Annotated in this window: 17 protein-coding genes and 1 pseudogene; 8 read left to right on the top strand and 10 right to left on the bottom strand. The window is 72.6% G+C overall.

Annotation, left to right across the window (positions count from 1 at the left end; translation table 11 throughout):
* On the bottom strand, positions 1 to 1,572 hold the full coding sequence (locus HDA33_RS11635) for an AMP-binding protein (RefSeq protein ID WP_184173391.1): 1,572 nt from the start codon (positions 1,570 to 1,572) through the stop codon (positions 1 to 3).
* Positions 1,573 to 1,713: 141 nt separating this feature from the next.
* Between HDA33_RS11635 and HDA33_RS11630 the strand changes: the two genes are divergently transcribed.
* Positions 1,714 to 2,328: a GNAT family N-acetyltransferase gene (locus HDA33_RS11630; RefSeq protein WP_221433000.1), complete on the top strand. Its 615-nt coding sequence runs from the start codon at positions 1,714 to 1,716 to the stop codon at positions 2,326 to 2,328.
* On the opposite strand, the gene HDA33_RS11625 is transcribed toward HDA33_RS11630, so the two are convergent.
* Together HDA33_RS11625 and HDA33_RS11620 are read right to left on the bottom strand one after the other, a co-directional pair.
* Positions 2,320 to 3,228 carry a mechanosensitive ion channel family protein gene (locus HDA33_RS11625; protein WP_184173389.1) on the bottom strand — a complete coding sequence of 303 codons (909 nt, stop codon included), beginning with the start codon at positions 3,226 to 3,228 and terminating at the stop codon, positions 2,320 to 2,322. The genes HDA33_RS11630 and HDA33_RS11625 overlap by 9 nt on opposite strands.
* On the bottom strand, positions 3,228 to 4,487 hold the full coding sequence (locus tag HDA33_RS11620; protein ID WP_184173387.1) for a DUF2254 domain-containing protein: 1,260 nt from the start codon (positions 4,485 to 4,487) through the stop codon (positions 3,228 to 3,230). Before HDA33_RS11620 ends, HDA33_RS11625 begins: the two co-directional genes overlap by 1 nt.
* Before the next feature lie 116 nt (positions 4,488 to 4,603).
* On the opposite strand from HDA33_RS11620, the gene HDA33_RS11615 reads away from it, so the two are divergent.
* The 7 genes from HDA33_RS11615 (at position 4,604) to HDA33_RS11585 (ending at position 13,241) form a co-directional block, all read left to right on the top strand.
* Entirely contained in the window at positions 4,604 to 5,113 is a 510-nt protein-coding gene (locus tag HDA33_RS11615; RefSeq protein WP_184173385.1) for a DUF421 domain-containing protein, read from the top strand.
* A 51-nt stretch (positions 5,114 to 5,164) separates the two neighbouring features.
* Entirely contained in the window at positions 5,165 to 6,613 is a 1,449-nt protein-coding gene (gene purB / locus HDA33_RS11610; protein WP_184173383.1) for an adenylosuccinate lyase, read from the top strand.
* 218 nt (positions 6,614 to 6,831) lie between these two features.
* Entirely contained in the window at positions 6,832 to 8,010 is a 1,179-nt protein-coding gene (locus HDA33_RS11605) for a hypothetical protein (RefSeq protein WP_184173381.1), read from the top strand.
* Positions 8,011 to 8,160: 150 nt separating this feature from the next.
* A complete protein-coding gene (locus tag HDA33_RS11600; protein ID WP_158493971.1) occupies positions 8,161 to 9,057 on the top strand; it encodes a trimeric intracellular cation channel family protein in 897 nt (298 codons plus the stop codon).
* Positions 9,058 to 9,129: 72 nt separating this feature from the next.
* A complete protein-coding gene (locus HDA33_RS11595; protein WP_158493970.1) occupies positions 9,130 to 10,266 on the top strand; it encodes a trimeric intracellular cation channel family protein in 1,137 nt (378 codons plus the stop codon).
* Between the two features lie 109 nt (positions 10,267 to 10,375).
* The gene (locus HDA33_RS11590; protein WP_184173379.1) at positions 10,376 to 11,932 is read left to right on the top strand and encodes a DUF1846 domain-containing protein; all 1,557 of its coding nucleotides are present in this window, start codon (positions 10,376 to 10,378) and stop codon (positions 11,930 to 11,932) included.
* A 319-nt stretch (positions 11,933 to 12,251) separates the two neighbouring features.
* The gene (locus HDA33_RS11585) at positions 12,252 to 13,241 is read left to right on the top strand and encodes a DUF559 domain-containing protein (RefSeq protein WP_184173377.1); all 990 of its coding nucleotides are present in this window, start codon (positions 12,252 to 12,254) and stop codon (positions 13,239 to 13,241) included.
* 137 nt (positions 13,242 to 13,378) lie between these two features.
* Here the strand turns inward: HDA33_RS11585 and HDA33_RS11580 are convergent, their stop codons facing one another.
* The 7 genes and pseudogenes from HDA33_RS11580 to HDA33_RS13115 all read right to left on the bottom strand — a co-directional run.
* Positions 13,379 to 14,854, bottom strand: a complete 1,476-nt coding sequence (locus HDA33_RS11580) for an aldehyde dehydrogenase family protein (RefSeq protein ID WP_184173375.1) — start codon at positions 14,852 to 14,854, stop codon at positions 13,379 to 13,381.
* 146 nt (positions 14,855 to 15,000) lie between these two features.
* Positions 15,001 to 16,107 (bottom strand): NAD(P)-dependent alcohol dehydrogenase, encoded by a 1,107-nt coding sequence (locus HDA33_RS11575; RefSeq protein ID WP_184173373.1) that lies wholly within the window; start codon positions 16,105 to 16,107, stop codon positions 15,001 to 15,003.
* A 186-nt stretch (positions 16,108 to 16,293) separates the two neighbouring features.
* Positions 16,294 to 17,229: an HNH endonuclease gene (locus tag HDA33_RS11570; RefSeq protein ID WP_261982208.1), complete on the bottom strand. Its 936-nt coding sequence runs from the start codon at positions 17,227 to 17,229 to the stop codon at positions 16,294 to 16,296.
* Positions 17,230 to 17,398: 169 nt separating this feature from the next.
* Complete coding sequence (locus HDA33_RS11565) at positions 17,399 to 18,373, bottom strand: phosphotransferase (RefSeq protein WP_184173371.1); 975 nt, start codon at positions 18,371 to 18,373, stop codon at positions 17,399 to 17,401.
* Positions 18,374 to 18,384: 11 nt separating this feature from the next.
* On the bottom strand, positions 18,385 to 19,467 hold the full coding sequence (locus HDA33_RS11560; protein ID WP_184173947.1) for a S66 family peptidase: 1,083 nt from the start codon (positions 19,465 to 19,467) through the stop codon (positions 18,385 to 18,387).
* 83 nt (positions 19,468 to 19,550) lie between these two features.
* Positions 19,551 to 20,003 (bottom strand): AMP-binding enzyme, encoded by a 453-nt coding sequence (locus HDA33_RS12970; protein WP_184173369.1) that lies wholly within the window; start codon positions 20,001 to 20,003, stop codon positions 19,551 to 19,553.
* A gap of 76 nt (positions 20,004 to 20,079) precedes the next feature.
* Positions 20,080 to 20,328, bottom strand: a pseudogene (locus tag HDA33_RS13115) (AMP-binding protein); the annotation flags it as partial.
* Positions 20,329 to 20,355 lie beyond the last annotated feature (27 nt).

The following is a 20,355-nucleotide window of genomic DNA, read 5'->3' as shown; positions in this document are numbered from 1 at the left end:
TCAGTCGGCGGCGCCCTGGCGCAGCAGGAACCGCTGCAGCTTGCCGGAGGGGGTCTTGGGCAGCCGGTCCACGAAGTGCACCCGGCGCGGGTAGGCGTGCTTGGAGTACTCGTCGCGGACCTTCGCCTGCAGCTCGGCCGCCAGGGCGTCCGGGTCCACGACGGCCCCGGCGGGCACCACGAACGCCACGACCTCCTCGCCCCGCACCCCCTCCGGGTCCGGCAGGCCGACGACGGCGACCTCCTGCACCCGCGGGTGGTCGATGAGCACGGACTCCACGTCGAACGGGCCGATCCGGTACCCGGCGGCGAGGATCACGTCGTCGTCCCGGGAGGAGAAGAAGAACCAGCCGTCGTCGTCCTGCCGGGCGGTGTCCCCGGTCAGGTACCAGCGCCCGTCCGGGGTGAAGCGCTCCGCGGTCTTCTCCGGCTCCCCGAGGTAGCCGGGGAACCAGAACAGGGGCGAGGCCGCGTCGATCGCGATCTGCCCGTCCCGGATCTGGGCGGCGATCCCCGGCAGGGGCACACCCATCGAACCCGGGCGGGGCGGCGCGGCCAGCTCGGGGTGCGCGAGGGTGCAGATGACCATGCCCAGCTCGGTCTGGCCGTAGTGGTCGCGGATCTCCGTGCCGAGGGCCGACCGGCCCCACTCGAGCACGGACGGCGGCAGCGGCTCCCCCGCCGTGGACACGCGCCGCAGCCGCAGCGGGGCGTCCTCGGTGACCTCCCCGGCCTTGGCCAGCGCACGGAACATCGTGGGGGCGCCGGCGAGGTTCGTGACGCCCTGCGAGCGGATCACCTCGACCATGGTCGCCGGGGAGAACGCGCCGCGGTACTGCACCGAGGTCGCCCCGAGCACCAGCGTGCCGACGATCCCGTAGTACAGCCCGTACGCCCAGCCGTGGTCGGCCGCGTTCCAGAACAGGTCCTCGGGGCGCAGGTCCACCGCGCACGTGAGGTAGACGGCGAACGCGGCGGCCGCGCGCAGCGGCACGGGCACCCCCTTGGGGCGGCCGGTGGTGCCGGAGGTGAACAGCAGGGCGATCGGCGCGTCCCCGCCGACGGCGACGTCCTCGGCCAGCGGCGCGGAGTCCGCGAGCGCGTCCCACTCCGCGCCGGTGCGGATGATCTCGATGCCGGGGATGTCCGTGAGCTTCTCGGCCTGACGGGGCTCGGCGACGACGAGCCGCGCCGCCGCGCCCTCGATGCGCATCCGCGCGGCGAACGCGGTGAACAGCGGCACGTGCACGGCGCCGAGCCGCCACAGGGCCAGCAGCGTGATGACGAGCTCCTCCCGTTTGGACATCATCACGGGGACCCGGTCGCCGCGCGTGACGCCGCGGGCGGCGAGACCGGTGGCGAGGCGGCGGGAGCGGTCGGCCAGCTCGCCGAAGGTGAGGTCGACGGCGGACATGTCCTCCGCCACGAACCGGAACGCCACGGCGTCGGCCGGCCAGCGGTCGCAGAGCAGGTGGGCGGCGCAGGCGTCCGGGGTCTCGACGTCGGCGACCCACCCGGCCATCAGCCGGTCGATCGTCCCGGCCTCGTGGGCCTGCCCAGTCCGTTCCGTCATCTCGGTCTCCTCATCCCTCTCGGCATGCCGACGCCGGGCGACCGCGACGTCAGCCACGGTAGGTCCACCGCGCCCCGGGCCACCGGACGCGTCCGCATGTTGCACTCGCCACCCCGTCGCGGCGGAGGGCAGGATGGCGCCATGACCGAGCTCGATCCCGCCACCCCTCGCCCCTCCGGGACGCGCGCGGACGCCCCGCCCCGGACCGACGTCGCGCTGCGCCCGGTGGCCGCCGACGACGCCGACTTCCTGTGGACCTGGATCCACGGCGCCGAGGACCCCGAGTGGAAGTGGTGGGACGCCCCCTACTTCCACGCCGCGGACACGGCCGCCCCGCCGAGCCGCGTGGACTTCGACGCCGACCACGCGCGCCGGCGCGTCGGCGACCCTGACGTCCGGGTCGTCACGGTGGACGGCACCCCCGTCGGTCTCGTGACCCGCACGGAGCAGCATCCGGCGGGCTCGGGCTGGTGGGAGCTCGGCATCCTGCTGTTCGACCCGACCACGTGGGGCCGCGGCGTCGGGCGGGCGGCGCTCACGCTGTGGTCGGACGCGTCGTTCGCGGAGACGGACGCGCACCTGCTGAGCCTGGTCACGTGGTCCGGCAACGCGCGGATGATCGCGTCGGCGGTCCGCGTCGGGTACACCGAGGTCGCCCGCATCCCCGAGGCCCGCTCCTGGGAGGGCCGGCGATGGGACTCGGTCCGTCTCACCCTGCTACGCCGGGACTGGGACTCCGCCCGCGCTTCAGTCTGAGCCGGGGCGGGCTGCCCTGTCCGGCTCACCCGGACCGGCGAGCCCACCGGGGTAATCGGGGCCGCCCTGCCCTCTCGGAGCACCCGGTCCCTCCAGGATGCGGCGCAGCTCCGGGCCGGCGTCGACCACGCGGACGTCGTCGCCCGTGGCCACGCCGTTCTTCTCGAAGGCGGTGAGGACGGCGTGGATGACGGCGTCCATGGCCTCCTTCGTCTCCATCTGCCGCGCCCCGGACCAGAAGCGCAGGTCCATGCCCACGGTGGTCACGCCCACCGAGGCGAGCAGCGCCTGCGGCGCTGGGTCCCGGAGCACCTGGGGCAGCTCTGACATCGCCCGCACGGCGATCTCCCGGGTCCGCGCCAGGTCGTTCCCCGTCTCGACGTCGACCCGCAGGGAGGAGCGCACGGCGCTGAAGCCGGTCTGCACGGTCACGGCCTGGGAGTGCAGCATCTGGTTCGGGATCAGCACGAGGCGCCCGTCGAAGGTCTTGACGGCGGTCGAGGACAGCCCCATCTCCACGACGTTGCCGGCGTGCTCGCCGACCTGGATCTGGTCGCCCACCCGGAAGCGGTCCCGCGCGAGGATCACCATGCCCGCGAACATGTTGCCGAGCACGGTCTGGAACGCGATGCCGGCCGCGATGGAGATGACGCCGATGCCCCCGAGGAGGTCCACCGGCTTCACGCTGGGGAACACGACGGTCACGGCGGCGCCCAGGGACAGCACCGTGACGCCGACGGCCACGAGCTTGCCGAAGACCCGCGCGGAACTGGGGCTGCGGCCCCGGCGCGCGAACAGCCAGGCGACACCGGCCCCGAGCAGTCGCCCCAGGAGCCAGCCGACGACGGCGACGGCCAGCCCCACGGCGACGGCGAGCGGCGTGATCTGTGGCAGGTCCATCAGTCGTCCTCCGTCCGGCGGGCGACCAGCGCCCGTGTGCGGTCCAGCGCCGGCCGGTGCTCCGGCAGAGCGACGGCGTCCAGTTCCCCGAGCAGCTGCTCGAGGGCCCGCGGCACCTGCAGGGTGTCCGCCCCGTAGTGCGCGACCTCCTCCACGGCCAGCCGCAGCAGGTCCTCCACCGTGTCGCTCCGCAGGGCGACGCGCGGCGCCCCGTCCTCGTCCGCCACGTGCCGGGGCGCGTCGCGGCGGGTGACCGCCCGCCCGAGGATCACGCGCAGCTCGGCGAGGACCTGCGTGGCCGTCGTCGGGTCGTTGATGCCCGGGGAGAGCGCGCGCTCCGCGACGTCCACGAGCTGCCGCACCCCGAAGGCCGGGTCCTGCGGCAGGCTGCGCTGGGAACCGAGCGCCAGGGCCTTCTCCACGCCCTCGTCCGCGTCCTCGGCGGTGTCGCCCCATACCCGGGCCAAGGCGGTGCCGGGGGCGACGAAGTCCCCCGGACCCACCAGGAGCTCCACGTGGAGGTCGTGCTCGCGTGCCAGGGCGGCGAGCCGACGCTCGTCCACCTCGACGACGTGCCCGTGCCGGTCGCCCGCCCGCACGGTCCGCTCCGGGCCCGACGGCGCCCACGTCCCCCGCTCCGGGGCGTCGTCGGCCTCGGGGAAGTGCTCCTCCACCGCTCGGCACGTGGCCTCGCCGATGCGGCTGACGACGTCGGACACCTGGATCAGGGACATGATCGTGCGGATGAACGCGAGGAACAGCGCGAACGCGGTCAGCACCAGCACGTAGGCCAGGGAGACGGACAGCTGGGGCACGAAGACCTCCCCGCCGCCGGACGCGCCGCGCACCTCCCGCAGCACGGTCAGGGAGTAGACGAAGGAGGCGACGAACGCCCCGAGCGTCCACTGCGTGATCCGCGTGGAGAGGAAGTCCTGGAGGATGCGGGGGCTGAACTGGCTGCTCGCCAGCTGCATCACGACCATGGTGATGGAGAAGACGAGGCCCGTCACCGAGATCATCGCGCTCGCGATGGTGCCCAGCACGCTGCGCGCCCCGTCCGGTCCGCCCGGGAAGGCCACGCCGATCTGGTGGCGCAGGCCCGCGTCCACGAGCGGCAGGGTCAGGCCCACGACGACGGCGGCCAGGCTCACGAGCGCCGGGATCACCCAGAACGGGCGGAACAGCCTCCGCAGGGGCGACATGTGCCGGATGCTGTGCGGCCGCTCGACCACGGTGACGAGGGCGGGGGCGGTGCTCATGGGGGACAGTCAAACAGGATCGGCCCCCCGATGCCCACGCGGCGCCCACGCGGATCGCCGGACCGGCCCGAGCCGGAGCGCTGGCCCGCTCCCCCGCCCGGCGGCAGACTGGCCCGATGCTCCTCCCGCCCCTCGACGAGTTCCTGCGCATCCTGATCGTCACCCCGCTGGCCTACGTGGCCGTCGTCGTGCTCCTGCGGGTCAGCGGGAAGCGCTCCCTGGCCAAGCTCAACGCCTTCGACATGATCGTCACGGTGGCCCTCGGCTCGGTGCTGGCCAGCACCGTCACCGCCTCGGGGACGGCGCTCGTGGCCGGGCTCACCGGCTTCACAGTGCTCCTGCTGCTGCAGGTGATCGTCTCCTGGCTGACCTCCCGGCGGCGAGTGCAGACCTCGCTCGTCCGCTCGGAGCCCACCCTCCTGGTGCGGCACGGGCGACTCCTGACCGATGCCGTGGCCGAGGCCCGGCTCACGGAGGACGAGGTGCGCCAGGCCGTGCGTTCCCAGGGCATCGGCGGGCTCGACCAGGTGGCGGCGGTCTGCCTCGAGTCGGACGGCACCCTGTCGGTGATCCCGACCTCCTCCCTGGGCGACGAGTCCGCCCTCGCCGATGTCGGTGCGTGGTGATCAAGGGTCCCGCCGCCGAACGGCGTCCACCCGCGGTGCCAGAATGGAGCCATGACCACGCAGCCCGCAGGCCCCTCCCCCGCGTCCACTGACCACCGCCGCTCCCTGGCCGACTCCGGCGCGGCCCTCGGCCCGCTGGACGGCCGGTACCGCGCCGCCGTCGCGCCGCTCGTGGAGCACCTCTCCGAGGCGGCGCTGAACCGCAACCGCATCCACGTGGAGGTGGAGTGGTTCATCCATCTCGCCGAGCACGCCGTGCTGCCGGGCCTGACGCCCCTCACGGACGAGCAGAAGGCCGGCCTTCGGGCCATCGTCACGGATTTCGACGCCGACTCCGTCGCCGAGCTGGCGGCCACCGAGAAGGTCACGGTGCACGACGTGAAGGCCGTCGAGTACTTCATCGCCGACCGCCTCGAGGGGCTGGGCCTGGGCCGGCTGAAGCCGCTCGTGCACTTCGCGTGCACCTCCGAGGACATCAACAACCTCGCCTACGCGGTGGGTGTGCGCGACGCCGTCGAGCAGGTCTGGCTGCCGGCCGCCCGCGCCGCCGTGGCCACCGTCTCCGCGATGGCCGCCGAGGCCGCCGAGACCCCCATGCTCTCCCGCACGCACGGCCAGCCGGCCACGCCCACCACGCTGGGCAAGGAGATGTCCGTGTTCGTGCACCGTCTCACGCGTCAGACCCGGCGCATCGCCGCCCAGGAGTACCTGGGCAAGATCAACGGCGCCACCGGCACCTACGCCGCCCACCTCGCCGCCGCGCCCGACGCGGACTGGCCGGCCCTCTCCCGGTCCTTCGTGGAGCACCTCGGCCTCACCTGGAACCCGCTGACCACCCAGATCGAGTCCCACGACTGGCAGGCGGAGCTGTACGCCGACGTCGCGCGCTTCAACCGGATCCTCCACGGCTTCTGCGTGGACGTGTGGAGCTACATCTCCATCGGCTACTTCGCGCAGATCCCCGTGGCCGGCGCGACCGGCTCCTCCACCATGCCGCACAAGGTGAACCCGATCCGCTTCGAGAACGCCGAGGCCAACCTCGAGCTCTCGTGCGCCCTGCTCGACTCCCTCGGCGCCACCCTCGTGGAGTCCCGCTGGCAGCGCGACCTCACGGACTCCACGAGCCAGCGCAACATCGGCGTGGCCCTCGGCCACTCCGTGCTCGCGCTGACCAACGTCACCAAGGGCCTGGGCCAGCTGCAGGTCGCCGACGCCGTGCTCGCAGGGGACCTGGACACCAACTGGGAGGTGCTCGGCGAGGCGATCCAGACCGTGATGCGCGCCGAGGCGATCGCCGGCGTCGAGGGCATGGACAACCCCTACGAGCGCCTCAAGGAGCTCACCCGCGGGCACCGCGTGGACGGCGAGCGCATGCGCGAGTTCGTGCGCGGGCTCGGCCTGTCCGACGGCGCCCAGGCGCGCCTGCTCGAGCTCACCCCGGCCGGCTACACGGGCGTGGCGGCCCAGCTGGCCAAGGAGTTCGGGCCGGCGCAGGACTGACCGGACCGGCCGCCCCGGGGCGGCCCGCCCGGGGCGGCCCGGACGCGGCCTGGGCGTCGGCCCCCCGGCGGGCTCGGACGCCCAGGTCACGATCCGAGGACAGGATGGTCACGACCTGAGCACACCTCTGGTGTGGCGGGCGCCACGCGGACAAGCTGAGGGCGTTGCCGCCACCCGGCGGCCGCGACGCGCCGTAGAGCACGCCCCGAGGAGACCTGATGTCCGCTCGCCGCACCACCCGCCCGCTGTCCACCGCCCTCGCCGCCGTCGTCCTGGCGGGTGGCCTCGCCGCCACCGCGGCCGCCCCGGCCCTCGCCGCCCCCGCCGAGACCACAGACGGGTGGCAGAACGGGCACTTCGTCGGGGGCACCTTCGGCTCCACGGAACTCTTGCCCCGGACGGGCCGCTTCTACACACAGCACGCCGTCAAGGACGTCCGCGTGACCGTGGCGCCGTTCTACCCGTCCTTCACTGACCTCGAAGAGATCTCCTATGACGTCCCCGGTGAGATGGGCCCGGAGACGGACGTGGAGTTCACCTACGACGCCGAGCTCGAGACCGGCTACGTGGACGTCCTGGAGCAGCGTCGGGTCCTCGGCGAGGAGGGCACCACCGGCGCCGTCTTCACCCTCTACGTGGACGGGAAGGCCACCGCGACTCTGGTGTTCGGGGAGGACCGGGACCTCGGTGACGACGTCCCCGGCATGTTCCTGGACGCCAGGGGCCCGCAGGCCTACGAATTCGGCGGACGCCCGACGGTGGACCACCAGACCCACCTCGCCGCTCCCGGCTCCCGCCTGGTCCACCTGTCGGGCAACTCCAGCGGCGACTTCCCCGGCGGCGCCCCCATCGAGGACTCCACCATGACGGTGGCCGAGCAGCCGGAGCACGGCACCCTCGTCGAGCTGCCCCGCATCGGCGATCCCACGCACTGGACCCCCGACGGGGCGAACGGCAGCTTCGCCAGCACCGTCTACGTGGCGGACGAGGGCTTCACCGGCACCGACCAGGCCGTCTTCACCCTCACTGACGGCGGCACCGGCGAGCAGAAGACGCTCGTCGTGACGTTCTCGATCGGGGACCCGCGGGCCGCCGACCCCCACCTGGGGGTCCAGGGCACGGGTCTCCCGTTCGACGAGGCCCGCGTGTGGGAGGCCCTCGAGGCCCAGGGCGAGGACGACGCGTCCGAGGCACCCGCACCGGAGTCCCCGGCGACCCCCGCCCCGGATTCGACGGACGTCCCGGAGGCCTCCGAGCCCTCGGAGCCCGCCGGCGAGCACACCGTCCCCGAGACCGTGGAGACCGGCTCCGGCCAGGCCTGGTGGCTGGCCGCCGTCGCTGCCGCGGGCACGGGCGCCCTGGTCGCCGGCCGGCGTCACTTCGGCCTGGCTCGCTGACCCGGAGCGCCGGAGTACTGCTCGTCCGCTAACCCGCGGCACCACCAGGCGCCGCTCCCGTCCCTCCGGGAGAGGCCGGCTCCGCCCTGTGACGGGGCCGGCCTCGGCCCAGGGCTGACCCGGGACCGCCTGACGGGGGACGATGGGCGGGTGCTGCTTCCGTCTCTCCCCGTGTGGCTGCTGTCCGCCACCCCCAAGGACCCCGCCGAACTCGAACGGGACGTGCCCGAGCCGATCGACGCGCACGGCGAGCTCGCCGACGCGATCACCGCGGCGATCACCGCCGTGGACCTCGTGGGCGTGTTCTTCTTCGCGATCTCGGGCGCCGTGCTCGCCGTGCGCAAGGGCTACGACATCGTCGGCTCCCTGCTGCTGGCCCTCATGGTGGGCACGGGCGGCGGCGTCGTCCGGGACCTCGTGGTCGGCCGGGACGTGCCCGCGGCCTTCGACAACCCCTGGTACCTGATCCTGCCCGCGGTCGCGTCCCTGGCGGTGTTCCTCCGCATCTTCGACGGCGAGCGCGGCCACCACGCCGTCATGGCCTTCGACGCCATCGGCCTGGCCGTGTACTGCGTGGTGGGCACGCGCATCGCCCTGCTCGCCGGCCTGAGCCCGGTCGCCGCCGCGGTGCTGGGCCTGGTGACCGCCGTCGGCGGCGGCATCCTGCGCGACGTCGTCGCCGGGGAACCGCCCGCCGTGTTCGGCGGGCGCGGCTGGTACGCGCTGCCGGCCATCCTCGGCGCGGGCACGACGGCGGCCCTCGGCCAGGCGGAGCTCCTCGGCCCGCTGACCTCGGCTGCGGTGATGGTGCTCGTGCTCGTGCTGCGCGTGGTGTCCATGCGCCGGGAGTGGCTCGCCCCGGGGGCCGAGATCTCGGGGGAGACCCAGCGCCAGCGCATGGATCCCCATGACGAGCCGCCCGTGCCGGACATCCGCGACCGCAAGGGCAGGGACGGGCCGCCCGCCGACCCCGGCGAGGACGGCCCCCCGGCGAACGAGGAGACGCCCGGGGCAGGCGAGGGCGTCCCCCCGGGGACACCCGGGTGAACAAACGAGCCACCGCGCGGGCCGCACGGGACAATGGCCGGTGAACCCCCGGACCCGACGGAAGGAGCCGCTGTGGACGTCCAGCAGTTCTTCGCCGACCTCTCCGACGTGCCGTGGCTGCTGACCACCCTGGACCTGATCGGCATCTTCTTCTTCGCCACCTCGGGTGCGCTGCTGGCCTCCCGCAAGGAGTTCGACCTGGTCGGCTCGATGGCGCTCGCCCTACTCGCCGGGCTCGGCGGCGGCTTCACGCGCGACATCCTCCTGGACCGCGGCCTGCCCGCGTCCCTGGAGAACCCGATCTACCTGGCACCGCCCGTGCTGGTCTCGCTGCTCGTGTACGTCAAGGCGCTCCATCCGAACCGGCTGAACCTCACCATCACCCTCTTCGACGCCGGCGGCCTCGCGCTGTTCACGGTCTCCGGCGTGCTGATCGCGCACTCGATGGACGTGCACCCGGTGTCCACCGTGGTGGTGGCCATGGTCGCGGCGCTCGGCGGCGGGGTGCTGCGGGACATCGTCGCCAACGAGGTCCCGTCCATCTTCGACCCGCGCGGCGTCTACGTGATGCCGACCTTCGTGGGCGCCACCGTGGCCACCATCGCCGCGATGAACGGGGTGCTCAACGCCTTCACGGGCTTCCTGATCGCGTTCCTGATCTTCGCCGTGCGCATGCTCGCCTACCGGTACCAGTGGCGGCTGTTCGGGGCGGACATCAGCCAGGACAAGGAGTCCCTGGACCGGCTGCGGCGGCTGGCCACCCAGGCGCAGGACGCCGCCGCGCGCCGCGTGGAGCGCGCCCGCGAGCGCCGCCTGCGCTCGGCCTCGGGGCCCGGGGGCATGGACGTCGGCGAGGCGGAGGCGATCGCGGACCGGGCCGTCCACCACCCGCCCGCGCCCGCCGGCTACCACTACGACGCCGTCGAGGACGCCTACACCCGCGACCACGCCTTCGACGACGACGGCGAGCCCGGGTCCGCCTCCTACGGGCCGCGGCAGGAGTACGAGGACCAGGTGCGGGTGGACGAGTACGACCCGGAGACCCAGACGATCACCGTCATCGACCCCGCCTCCCGCCAGCAGGTCCGACTGGACCCGGCCACCGGCGTCATGGACGTCACCGACCTGCGCACCGGCCGCACCCGCAGCTACGACGACCCGGAGCACGACTGGATCGCCGACGACGCCGAGGACGATGCGCGGGGCTGACGCGCCCGCGTGAGCACGGGGCGCGGGGGCCGGTGCAAGACGGCCGAGGCTGCCGAGGCGCGGGAACCGTGCGCATCGGCGTTCGCCGGACGGACTAGGCTGAGAGTCCATGACCGGCACGCATGAGACCGCCCTCCCCGCCAGCACCACCGACGGACGCGCGGCCTCCGCGCCCCTGCGCCGCATCGGCTTCGACCGCGCGAAGTACATCGACCTGCAGTCGCAGCACATCCAGGAGCGCCGCCGTGAGATCGGCGGCAAGCTCTACCTGGAGATGGGCGGCAAGCTCTTCGACGACCTCCACGCCTCCCGTGTCCTGCCCGGGTTCACCCCGGACAACAAGATCGCGATGCTCGAGCGCATCAAGGACGAGACCGAGATCCTCGTCTGCTTCAACGCCAAGGACCTCGAGCGGAACAAGGTACGCGCGGACCTCGGCATCACGTACGAGGACGACGTCCTGCGCCTCGTGGACGTGTTCCGCGAGCGCGGCTTCCTCGTGGAGCACGTGGTGGTCACCCAGCTGGAGGACGCCAACCACCGGGCGCTGGCGTTCCTGGAGAAGCTCGAACGGCTGGGCCTGAAGGTCGCCCGCCACCGCGTGATCCCCGGCTACCCGCACGCCACCGCGCGCATCGTCTCGGAGGAGGGGTTCGGGCGGAACGAGTGGTCCCAGACCACGCGGGACCTCGTCGTCGTGACGGCCCCCGGCCCGGGCTCCGGCAAGCTCGCCACGTGCCTGAGCCAGGTGTACCACGACCACCAGCGGGACATCCCGTCGTCGTACGCGAAGTTCGAGACGTTCCCCATCTGGGACCTGCCGCTGGAGCACCCGGTGAACGTGGCCTACGAGGCCGCCACCGCGGACCTGGACGACATCAACCTCATCGACCCCTTCCACCTCGCCGCCCACGGCGAGCAGGTCACCAGCTACAACCGCGACGTCGAGGTGTTCCCGCTGCTGGCCGCGCTGCTGGAGAAGCTCACCGGCGCCTCCCCCTACCGCTCCCCCACGGAGATGGGCGTGAACATGGCCGGGGCGGCGATCGTCGACGACGAGGCCTGCCGCCAGGCCGCCCGCCAGGAGATCATCCGCCGCTGGTACAAGGCCGCCGTGGAGGAGGCCGCCAACGGGGAGAGCGACGAGGTCTCCGAGCGCATCGCCCTGATCATGTCCCGCCTCGGCCTGACCTCCGAGGACCGCCCCGTGGTGGGCGCGTCCCTGCTCGTGGCCGAGCGCACCGGCGAGCCCGGGGCGGCCGTGCAGCTGGCGGACGGCACCCTGGTGACCGGCAAGACCTCCGCGCTGCTGGGCTGCTCCGCGGCCATGCTCCTCAACGCGCTCAAGGTGCTGGCCGGCCTCTCGGACGAGGTGCACCTGCTTACCCCCGAGTCCATCGAGCCCATCCAGACGCTCAAGACCGTGCACCTGGGCTCCACCAATCCGCGCCTGCACACGGACGAGGTGCTGATCGCCCTGTCCGTGTCCGCCGCGACGGACCCGAACGCCAAGGCCGCGGTGGAACAGCTCGCGAACCTCGAGGGCTGCGACGTCCACACCACCACCATCCTCGGCTCCGTGGACGAGGGGATCTTCCGCTCGCTGGGGATGCTGGTGACGAGCGAGCCGGTGTTCCAGAAGAAGGGGCTGTACCGGAAGCGGTGAGGCGGGGCGGTTCTTGCGACGAGCCCTGCGTAGCGGAGCCTATTCCACGCGGATAAGCCCATCGGCCCGGGGCGTCGAGGCGAGGGGCCGCCGTCGTCATTCCCACCCGCGCCGGAAGACGAGTCCCGCACAGTTGGGGTCATACCCGCCGGTAACCCCCAGCTGTGCGGGACTCGTTCCATCGGGGCGGGTGGGCGCGGCTCCTGCACAGGGCGCAGGGGCGACCGGTGGCTCCACACCCGGCCCTCCACCACGACGGCGGCACCCGCCTCCGGCGCACCCTGGCGGCATGGCTCGCTCCCCGGCTCCGCTGCCTCCCATGTCTCCGTCCTCGGCCCCGCCCGGCCACGAGCCGGACGGGCCGCCCACGCTCTTCACCACGCGCATGGCGCGGGAGGCAGGCATCGGCCAGGAGCGACTTCGTGCGAATGACCTCAGTCATGAGGGCCGCGCGCTCTGGACGGCGCGCGGCCGCGAGGCGTCGTTCCTCGAGCGGCTCCTCGTTCTGCAGGAGCTGCACCCCTCCGGCGTGTTCTCCCACGCCACCGCGGCGCGGGTCTGGGGCATGTGGCTGCCGAGCCGGCTCGAGGTCGACGAGACCGTTCACATCGCCAAGTACTCCGGTCGAGGGGGCCACGCGACGCGCGAGGGTGTGCGCTCGCACCGGCTGCACCCCCGGGCGCCCGTCCGCATGCTGCACGGCCTGCGGCTCACCACTCCGGACTGGACGTGGGTGGACCTCGCCCGGGAGCTCTCCACGGAGGACTTGGTGGTCGCCGGAGACAGCCTGCTCGTCACGAAGCACGGTGCTGAGGCCCGTCGGCTGGAGCGACTGCCTGACCGTGCGGTGACGCTGTCCCGGCTCGAGCGCACGGCCGCATCGCGGTCCAACGTCCGCGGGGTCGTCCGTGCGCGCCTCACCGCCGGCATGCTCCGCGCCGGCCACGACTCCCCCGCCGAGTCCCGGCTCCGGCATCGGCTCGAGCTGGCGGGATTCCCGGAGCCGGCCGTGAACCCGCTCCTCACGCTGTCCGACGGCACACGCCAGCGGGTGGACCTCTGCTGGGAGGAGCTGCGCATGGTCGTGGAGCTCGACGGGGACCAGCACCGGACCGACAAGGCGCAGTGGCAGCGGGACCGCGCCCGGCGCCGGGCCCTCGAGGCGGACGACTGGGATGTCACCTGGGTCGCCGGCGACGTCTTCACCGCGGCGGGTTGGCGCGCCTTCCAGACCACCCTGGCCCGCACGATGCGCCGCCAGGCCGCGCGCCGCGGCGTCGTGCTCCGGCCGGTGCTGCCCGGAGAGTGAGCACCCAGCCGCCCTGCCCCCGCACCGCCAGGAGCCGCGACGAGTCCCGCACAGTTGGGGGTTACTCACGGGTATACCCCCAACTGTGCGGGACTCGTCTCACGTGCAGGCGTCTGCCGGCGCCGCCCCCGCCCGGCTCAGCCGAGCCGCTTCACGCCGATGGTGTGGGCCGTGGTGAACTCCTCGATGGCCCACTCGCCGTTGAACCGGCCCAGGCCGGAGTTGCGGGCGCCGCCGAAGGCCACGTGGGCCTCGTCCTGCACGGTCATCTCGTTGATGAAGCTCATGCCGGCGGCCAGGCCGTCGGCGAAGCGCAGGCCGCGGTCCAGGTCCTGCGTGAACACGGCGGAGGACAGGCCGAACTCGTGGTCGTTGGCGAGCTCGAGGGCGTGCGCCTCGTCGCGAGCCTTGAGCACCACGGTCATGGGGCCGAAGATCTCGTCGCGGGCGATCTCCATGTCCGGCTCGGCGTCCACCCACAGGAACGGCGGCACCACACGGCCCTCGATCTCCCCGGAGACGAGCGCGCGGGCGCCGTCGGCCTCCGCGGAGGCGATCTTCTTCTTGAGGGTCTCGAGCTGCTGGTCGTTGACCACGGGGCCCACGAGCACGCCCTCCTCGCGGGGGTCGCCGAACTTCAGGGACTTCACGGCGCCCTCGTACTTGGGCAGGAACTCGTCGTAGACCTTCTCGTCCACGATCACGCGCTGCACGGACATGCAGATCTGGCCGGAGTGCAGGTAGCCGCCGGTGACGGACTGCTCGACGGCGGCGTCGAGGTCTGCATCGTCCAGCACGACGACGGGCGCGTTGCCGCCCAGCTCCAGCGCCACCTTCTTGATGTGGTCCCCGGAGACGGCGTTGGCGCCGACCTGCTTGCCGACCGGCGTCGACCCGGTGAAGGAGATCAGACGCGGCACGGGGTGCTTCACGAAGGCGTCGCCGATCTCGGAGCCGGCGCCGACCACCACGGAGAGCACGCCGGCGGGCAGGCCGGCCTCCTCGAAGATGCGCGCGATCAGGGTGCCGCCGGTGACGGGCGTGTCCGAGGCCGGCTTGATGACCACGGCGTTGCCCAGGGCCAGGGCGGGCGCCACGGAGCGCTGGGACAGGTGCAACGGGAAATTCCACGGGGAGATCACCCCGACGACGCCGACCGGCTTGCGGTAGACGCGCATCTCGCGGTCCGGGGTGTTGGAGGGGTGGATGGTGCCGTGCACGCGGGAGGGGAACGAGGCCGCCTCCTGGGTGATGCCGGCGGCGAGGGAGACCTCGATGTTCGCCTTGATCACGGTGGAGCCGGACTCCTTCACGAGCCAGTCCACGATCTCCGCGCGGCGCTCCTCGAGCAGCTCGGCGGCGCGGCGCAGCACGGCGGCCCGCTTGCCGGGGGCGACGGCGGCCCACTCCCTCTGCGCCTCGGCGGCGGCCCGGTAGGCCTCGTCCAGGTCTGCCTCGGAGGCGAGGGCGAACTCGGCGACGACGGCGTCGTCGTAGGGGTTCACGTCCTGCTTGGTGCTGCCGGCCGCGCCGTCGCGCCACTGCCCGGCGATGAACTGCTTGCTGACGTCGTTGCCGTGGAAGGTGGCGGCGGCGTGCGTGGTGGGGCTCATGGGGATGCTCCTCGAGGTTCGGGGACGGGTGCGGTGCGTGCTCCCGACGCTAGGCGGCGGGCGCCCGGGTTGTCAGGGGCGGGAGGGCGCGGGACGCGGACGGGCCCGCGCGGCGGCTGAACCGGCGCGGGACGGAGCCGGCGGGGTCAGGCCTGGTCGAAGACGACCACGGGCTTGAGAGTCTCCCCGGACTTGGAGTCCTCGAACGCCTGGTTGATCTGCGCGAAGGGGTAGGACTTCACGAGCCGGTCGAACGGGAACTCGCCGGCGGCGTGCAGGGCCATGAGGCGCGGGATGAAGACCTGCGGGATGGACTCGCCCTCCACGATCGTGTGGATGGTGATGCCCTTGGGCAGGTTGGTGCCGATGTCGAAGCTCGCCTCGGTGCCGAGCGCGGCGGCGCCGACCACGCCCAGCACGCCGCGCGGGGCGAGGGCATCCACGTTGTCGCCGAAGATCGCGGCGACGCCGGTGGTGTCCACGGCGTACTCCGTGCCGCCGTCCGTGAGCTCGCGGATGCGCTCGGCCACGGGCTCGCCGGCCTGGAGTGTGTGGGTTGCGCCGAGCTCCTCGGCCAGGCGCAGGCGGTCCGGGTGCATGTCCACGGCGATGATCGTGCCGCAGCGGGCCACCTTCGCGGCCATCACGGCGGAGAGCCCCACGGCGCCCGCGCCGAACACGACGATCGACGAGCCCGGCTCCGGTCGGAGCACGTTCAGCACAGCGCCGGCACCGGTCTGGATGCCGCAGCCCAGTGGGGCGAGCAGCTCCAGCGGGGCGTCGTCGTCCACCTTCACGGCGCAGCGCGCCGGGACGTTCGCCAGCTGCGCGAACGAGGACTGGCCGAAGAAGTGCGAGGAGACCTGGTCGCCGTCGAGGGTGTAGGAGGTGCTGCCGTCCTCGAGGCGACGCCCGCCGAAGTTCAGTGCGAACATGTCCGCGCAGTAGGCGGGCTGGCCCTCGTGGCAGGCGCGGCAGTGGCCGCAGGAGCTGAAGGAGAGCAGCACGCGGTCGCCGGGGGCGAAGCCGGTGACGCCGTCGCCCACCTCCTCGACGACGCCCGCGCCCTCGTGCCCGAGGACGGCGGGCAGCGGGGTGGGGTACCACTGGTCGCGGACGATCGCGTCGGTGTGGCAGACGCCGGAGGCGACCATGCGGATGCGTAGCTCGTCGGCGCGGAGGTCGTCGATCTCGACCTCGGTGATGGTCAGCGGGGTCTCGGCGGCGGTGGCGACCGCGGCGATGGTCTTCATGGGTGCCTCCCTGGGGTGCTGCGGGTGCTGCTGCTGGAATTCCTGCGACGGGGATGCCGGTCCTCCCAGTCCATCGCCCGCGGCGGGGTCTTGGCCAGGGTGGGCGGCCGGGCCTGCGGTGGCGGCAGCGAGCTGCTGCTCTGGCCTATGTCGAACATGAGGTGCAGGAGACCCGCTGGCGCGCTATCAGGCTGCGCGGCCCGCCCGGGTGAACTCCGCATACGCCCATGCGAGGTTCTCGTTACTCGGATAATCGACCCGGCGCTTCGGCATCGTCATGACCGGCTTACCGTGGAGGTCCTGGAGTCCATGCCGCAACATCGGGCCATCAACTTCGTCGAGAAGATCCTGCTGAATCTCGACCACCGGCCTGCCTTGAGTCGGTCGGAGTCCAAGGAATCTGCGGTCAAACGCCGCATGGTGGATCTTGCACAGCGCAATCCCATTGGTCACGGTCGGAAGGCCGTGCACTTCGCGGTCAGGAACGATGTGGGCGGCGTCCAACAGCTCTGGATGCGCAAAATTGCAGACTGAGCAGTGGTTTCCATACGCCGCCAGGACTGTGGAACGAAAGAGCGGCTGGTGAAGGCGCACCGTCGTCTCGCGCTTGAGGTACCGCTTGAGGGAAGACTCCATGACGGAGCCCGTCATGAGGTCCGGAACGTAGTCCTCCTCTGCGAAGGGAGCCATGACGAACTGCTGCCGCTCTGGCTCTTCTCCGAGGATGTACACCGGGGAGATCACTTGGTATTGAGCAGGGTTCATGGAAATGCCAATGAACCAGATGATGGGAAGACGTTGATGCATAGCGTTCCGCAGGCCCACGTTCTCGGGCTGTTGCGGGTTGTCACCACGCCACTTGTAGCGGATCAGCCCATCATCTCCGATTTCATCCTCGTAAGGGCGCGTCTCTCCGGATCGGCGAAAGGCGGTGCGAATCGACAGTGTGGCACTCCACCCGGCCGGACGCCGAATGCCTTGCATGGTCGAAATCAGAGGGAACTTCTCGCCGTCCCAGCGATAGTCCGCCAGGTCCTCCCGAGTCACGGAAAGCTGACCATCGAGGGTGCGTTCTGCCAACCATCGGATAGCGTCATTTCGCAGGCCTGCAGGCTCCACCACGATCGCTCCTTCGCCCGGGGACGCCACCATGCGGCCCACTTATCGGGCAGCGTAACGGACGCGCCGTGGTGCACGGAGCGGAGGATCGCGAGCACGGCTCGATCACCGAGTGCAGTACGCATGGTGGCTCCAGCGCGCTCGACGCCCCATCGCATCAAGCCGTCCAGCCCTACGGCACCTCGACCTCCGCCACCGGCGTTCCGATCTCGCGCCACAACGGGGCGATGTACTCGGCGTACTCGGCCCATGCGTCGGCGTCCGCGAGCGCCGACCAGCACGAGAGCCGCTGTGGAACCGCGAGCATCATGGCCAGGTCCAGGACGTCTCCGACGTCCTCACCCAACCCCCATTCGGCGAGGTAGGCACCGCGGATCTGCTCCATGGCCTCCGTCTCGAAGACGTTCCGCACTGGCACCAGCAGGGCGCGCAGGCTCGCGAAGGGGTGTGCCAGCACGGTGTCGCCCCAGTCGCTGAGTCGCACGCCCTCGGCCGTCACGAAGGCGTTGCCGCCGTGGAGGTCGTTGTGGTCCACGCTCAGCTCCGGCACCACGCCCTCAAGCATTCGGGCATCCACAGCCCATCGCTCCACCACCACGCTCATCCCCTCGATCGCTCGCTCCCGCTCCGCCACGGTGCACTGCGCCGGATGCCCCGCGGGCAGCCCCGAGAACCAGCCGAGCTGCTCGTCGAGGCGGGCGACGGCGTCGCCGGTCTCGAAGACCGGCAGGCCGATGTTCCGCAGCTCAGCGACGTCGGCGGCGGTCAACGACTTCTGCACGCGCGCCAGGGATCGGGCCAGTTCCACGTAGTGGGACGGTCCGTCCTCGCGGGCGCGCTGGGCCAGCACGGGCCCCTGGTCCGCGGTGAGCTGCCAGCCGGTCTCGGCGCAGGCGGCGACGGTCGACAGGAGCTCGCCCGGCGCCCGCGCGCTCAACACCCGACGCAGCTGCACCTCCCGCCGCAGGCACGCGTGCGGCCGCTTGAACCAGAACCGCCTCCCCTGGGCCGTGACGGTCCACAGGGAGCCCCAGACACGATCGCGCTCGACCACGATCTCCAGGTCCTCCTCGCCGAGGTTCGCCGCCCCCAGCTCGCGACGCAGCGCACCCAGGATCCAGGCGACGGCGGCCTCGCCGCCCGCCATGTCCAGACCCCTCACCCGAACTCCGCCCACACCCGCTTCTCCACCCCGTCCACGGTCATCTCGCCGCCGTGCGGGAGGATCCACTGCGGTCGTGTGTGGCCGAAGGGCACGCCCACGCACACCGCGGCGTCGGGGTTGTAGCGGTGCACGGTCTCGACCATCACGTCGGCCTGCGCGCGCCGTAGCCGCGCCCGCTCCTCGGCGTCCGGGCGCACGTCGAAGTCGCTGACCGGCGGGCGGGCCGCCAGCACGGCGGCCACCTCGCCGAGGATCCCCCGCTCCCCCAGCACGCGCAGCATGCGCCGCACGTCCGTGGCGCTCGGCATCTCCTCGCTGGTCTCCAGCAGGAGCACCCCGCCGCGCAGCGCCGCCACGTCGGCCGGGCCGCGGCCGGCCGCCAGCACCCACTGCAGCACCTCCAGGTTGCCGCCCCACGTCCGGCCCGTCACGGACCGCTCCGGGCCGGCCCACCGCCACGGGGAGGCACCGGGCCCGCCGCCGTCGTCGTCGGCCACCACCGGCTCCCGCTCTCCGAAGTCCGTGAGCGCCCGCGGATCCTGCCAGTCCACGCCGACGTCCTCGGACTCGCCCGGCTCCGTGATCTCCAGCCGCCCTCCCGTCAGCAGGGCGGCTCGCAGGGACGCGGTGTGCACCTCATCCACAGTCGGTCCCGGCCCCAGGTGCACCTGCGTGGACCCGCCGTGGAAGCTCGCCACGCCGTTCGCCCACAGCCACTGGTGCAGGTTGGTGTTGTCGCTGTAGCCGAGGAACGGCTTGGGATCGGCGCGTACCGCCGCCGCGTCCAGGTGGCCGATCACGGTGACCTGGTCCTCCCCGCCCACCGTGGCGAACACCGCCCGGATCCGCGGGTCCGCGAACGCCGCGTTCAGGTCACGGGCACGGTCCTCGGGGCTCGCGCCGAGCTCACGGGTGGTCGGGTACTCGACCGGCTCCAGGCCGGTGAGCCCGCGCAGCCGACGCATCGCCTGCTCGTGCACCGCGGGCGCGAACCCGGGGGCGGCGAACGACGGCGAGACGACGGCGATCCTCTCGCCCGGCTGGGCCTTGGGCGGGTGGGCGAGCGGCTGAGTCATACCGGGAGCGTAGCGAGAGGTCATCTGTCCGTCGTTCCTCTCGCTCAGACCAGACGACCTGCGCCCGGACCGCCCGGCGCCCCTCACCCCTGACGCAGCTCGCGGCGCAGGATCTTGCCCGTGGCGTTCTTCGGCAGTCCGTCCAGGACGGTCACCTCCCGCGGCTGCTTGTAGCGGGCCAGACGCTCGGCCGCGAACGCCTGGAGCTGCTCCCCCGTGGCGGCGCTGCCCGGGGCCAGCGAGACGAAGGCGGCGATCTCCTCGCCCAGCCGCTCGTCGGACACACCCACCACGGCGGCCTCGACCACGTCCGGGTGCTCGTAGAGGACCTCCTCCACCTCGCGGGGGTACACGTTCATGCCGCCGCGGATGATCACGTCCTTGAGCCGGTCCACGATCATCACGTACCCGGCCTCGTCCCGGCGGGCGATGTCCCCGGTGCGGAACCAGCCGTCCTCGTCGAACGCCGCCTCCGTGTCCTCCGGGCGGCCCCAGTAGCCGGCCATGATGCCCTCGCCCCGGATGCGCAAGCTCACTGGAGGTCTCGTGGTCCTCCTCGGGCACCTCGGTGCCGTCCATCGCGACGATCCGGAACTCGAAGCCGTCCACCGGCCGGCCCACGGTGCCCGGGCGGGTCGGCGCGTCCACGGGGTTGAAGAAGCACGCGCCCGCCTTCTCGGACAGCCCATAGCCCTCCAACACGGGCACGCCGTACAGCTTCTCGGCGGCGTGCAGCGTCTCCACCGGCAGGCTCGCACCGCCGGAGAGGGGCATGCGCAGCCGGGAGAAGTCCGCCGGCTCGGCCCCGGCCTCACGGCGGGCCCGGGCCACGGAGAGGAACGCCCCGTGCATGGTGGGCACGCCGGGCAGGAACGTGACGCCGTGGTC

This window comes from Micrococcus endophyticus (assembly GCF_014205115.1).
Lineage (GTDB): Bacteria > Actinomycetota > Actinomycetes > Actinomycetales > Micrococcaceae > Micrococcus > Micrococcus endophyticus.
Note: the sequence above shows the minus strand (reverse complement) of the source record. Positions and strands in the feature narration are given on the sequence as shown.

Excerpts from the sequence above, each read along its gene's own strand:
- HDA33_RS11635 (WP_184173391.1), bottom strand. The coding sequence starts at position 1,572 with ATGACGGAACGGACTGGGCAGGCCCACGAGGCCGGGACGATCGACCGG.
- HDA33_RS11630 (WP_221433000.1), top strand. The coding sequence starts at position 1,714 with ATGACCGAGCTCGATCCCGCCACCCCTCGCCCCTCCGGGACGCGCGCG.
- HDA33_RS11625 (WP_184173389.1), bottom strand. The coding sequence starts at position 3,228 with ATGGACCTGCCACAGATCACGCCGCTCGCCGTCGCCGTGGGGCTGGCC.
- HDA33_RS11620 (WP_184173387.1), bottom strand. The coding sequence starts at position 4,487 with ATGAGCACCGCCCCCGCCCTCGTCACCGTGGTCGAGCGGCCGCACAGC.
- HDA33_RS11615 (WP_184173385.1), top strand. The coding sequence starts at position 4,604 with ATGCTCCTCCCGCCCCTCGACGAGTTCCTGCGCATCCTGATCGTCACC.
- purB (WP_184173383.1), top strand. The coding sequence starts at position 5,165 with ATGACCACGCAGCCCGCAGGCCCCTCCCCCGCGTCCACTGACCACCGC.
- HDA33_RS11605 (WP_184173381.1), top strand. The coding sequence starts at position 6,832 with ATGTCCGCTCGCCGCACCACCCGCCCGCTGTCCACCGCCCTCGCCGCC.
- HDA33_RS11590 (WP_184173379.1), top strand. The coding sequence starts at position 10,376 with ATGACCGGCACGCATGAGACCGCCCTCCCCGCCAGCACCACCGACGGA.
- HDA33_RS11585 (WP_184173377.1), top strand. The coding sequence starts at position 12,252 with ATGTCTCCGTCCTCGGCCCCGCCCGGCCACGAGCCGGACGGGCCGCCC.
- HDA33_RS11580 (WP_184173375.1), bottom strand. The coding sequence starts at position 14,854 with ATGAGCCCCACCACGCACGCCGCCGCCACCTTCCACGGCAACGACGTC.
- HDA33_RS11575 (WP_184173373.1), bottom strand. The coding sequence starts at position 16,107 with ATGAAGACCATCGCCGCGGTCGCCACCGCCGCCGAGACCCCGCTGACC.
- HDA33_RS11565 (WP_184173371.1), bottom strand. The coding sequence starts at position 18,373 with ATGGCGGGCGGCGAGGCCGCCGTCGCCTGGATCCTGGGTGCGCTGCGT.
- HDA33_RS11560 (WP_184173947.1), bottom strand. The coding sequence starts at position 19,467 with ATGACTCAGCCGCTCGCCCACCCGCCCAAGGCCCAGCCGGGCGAGAGG.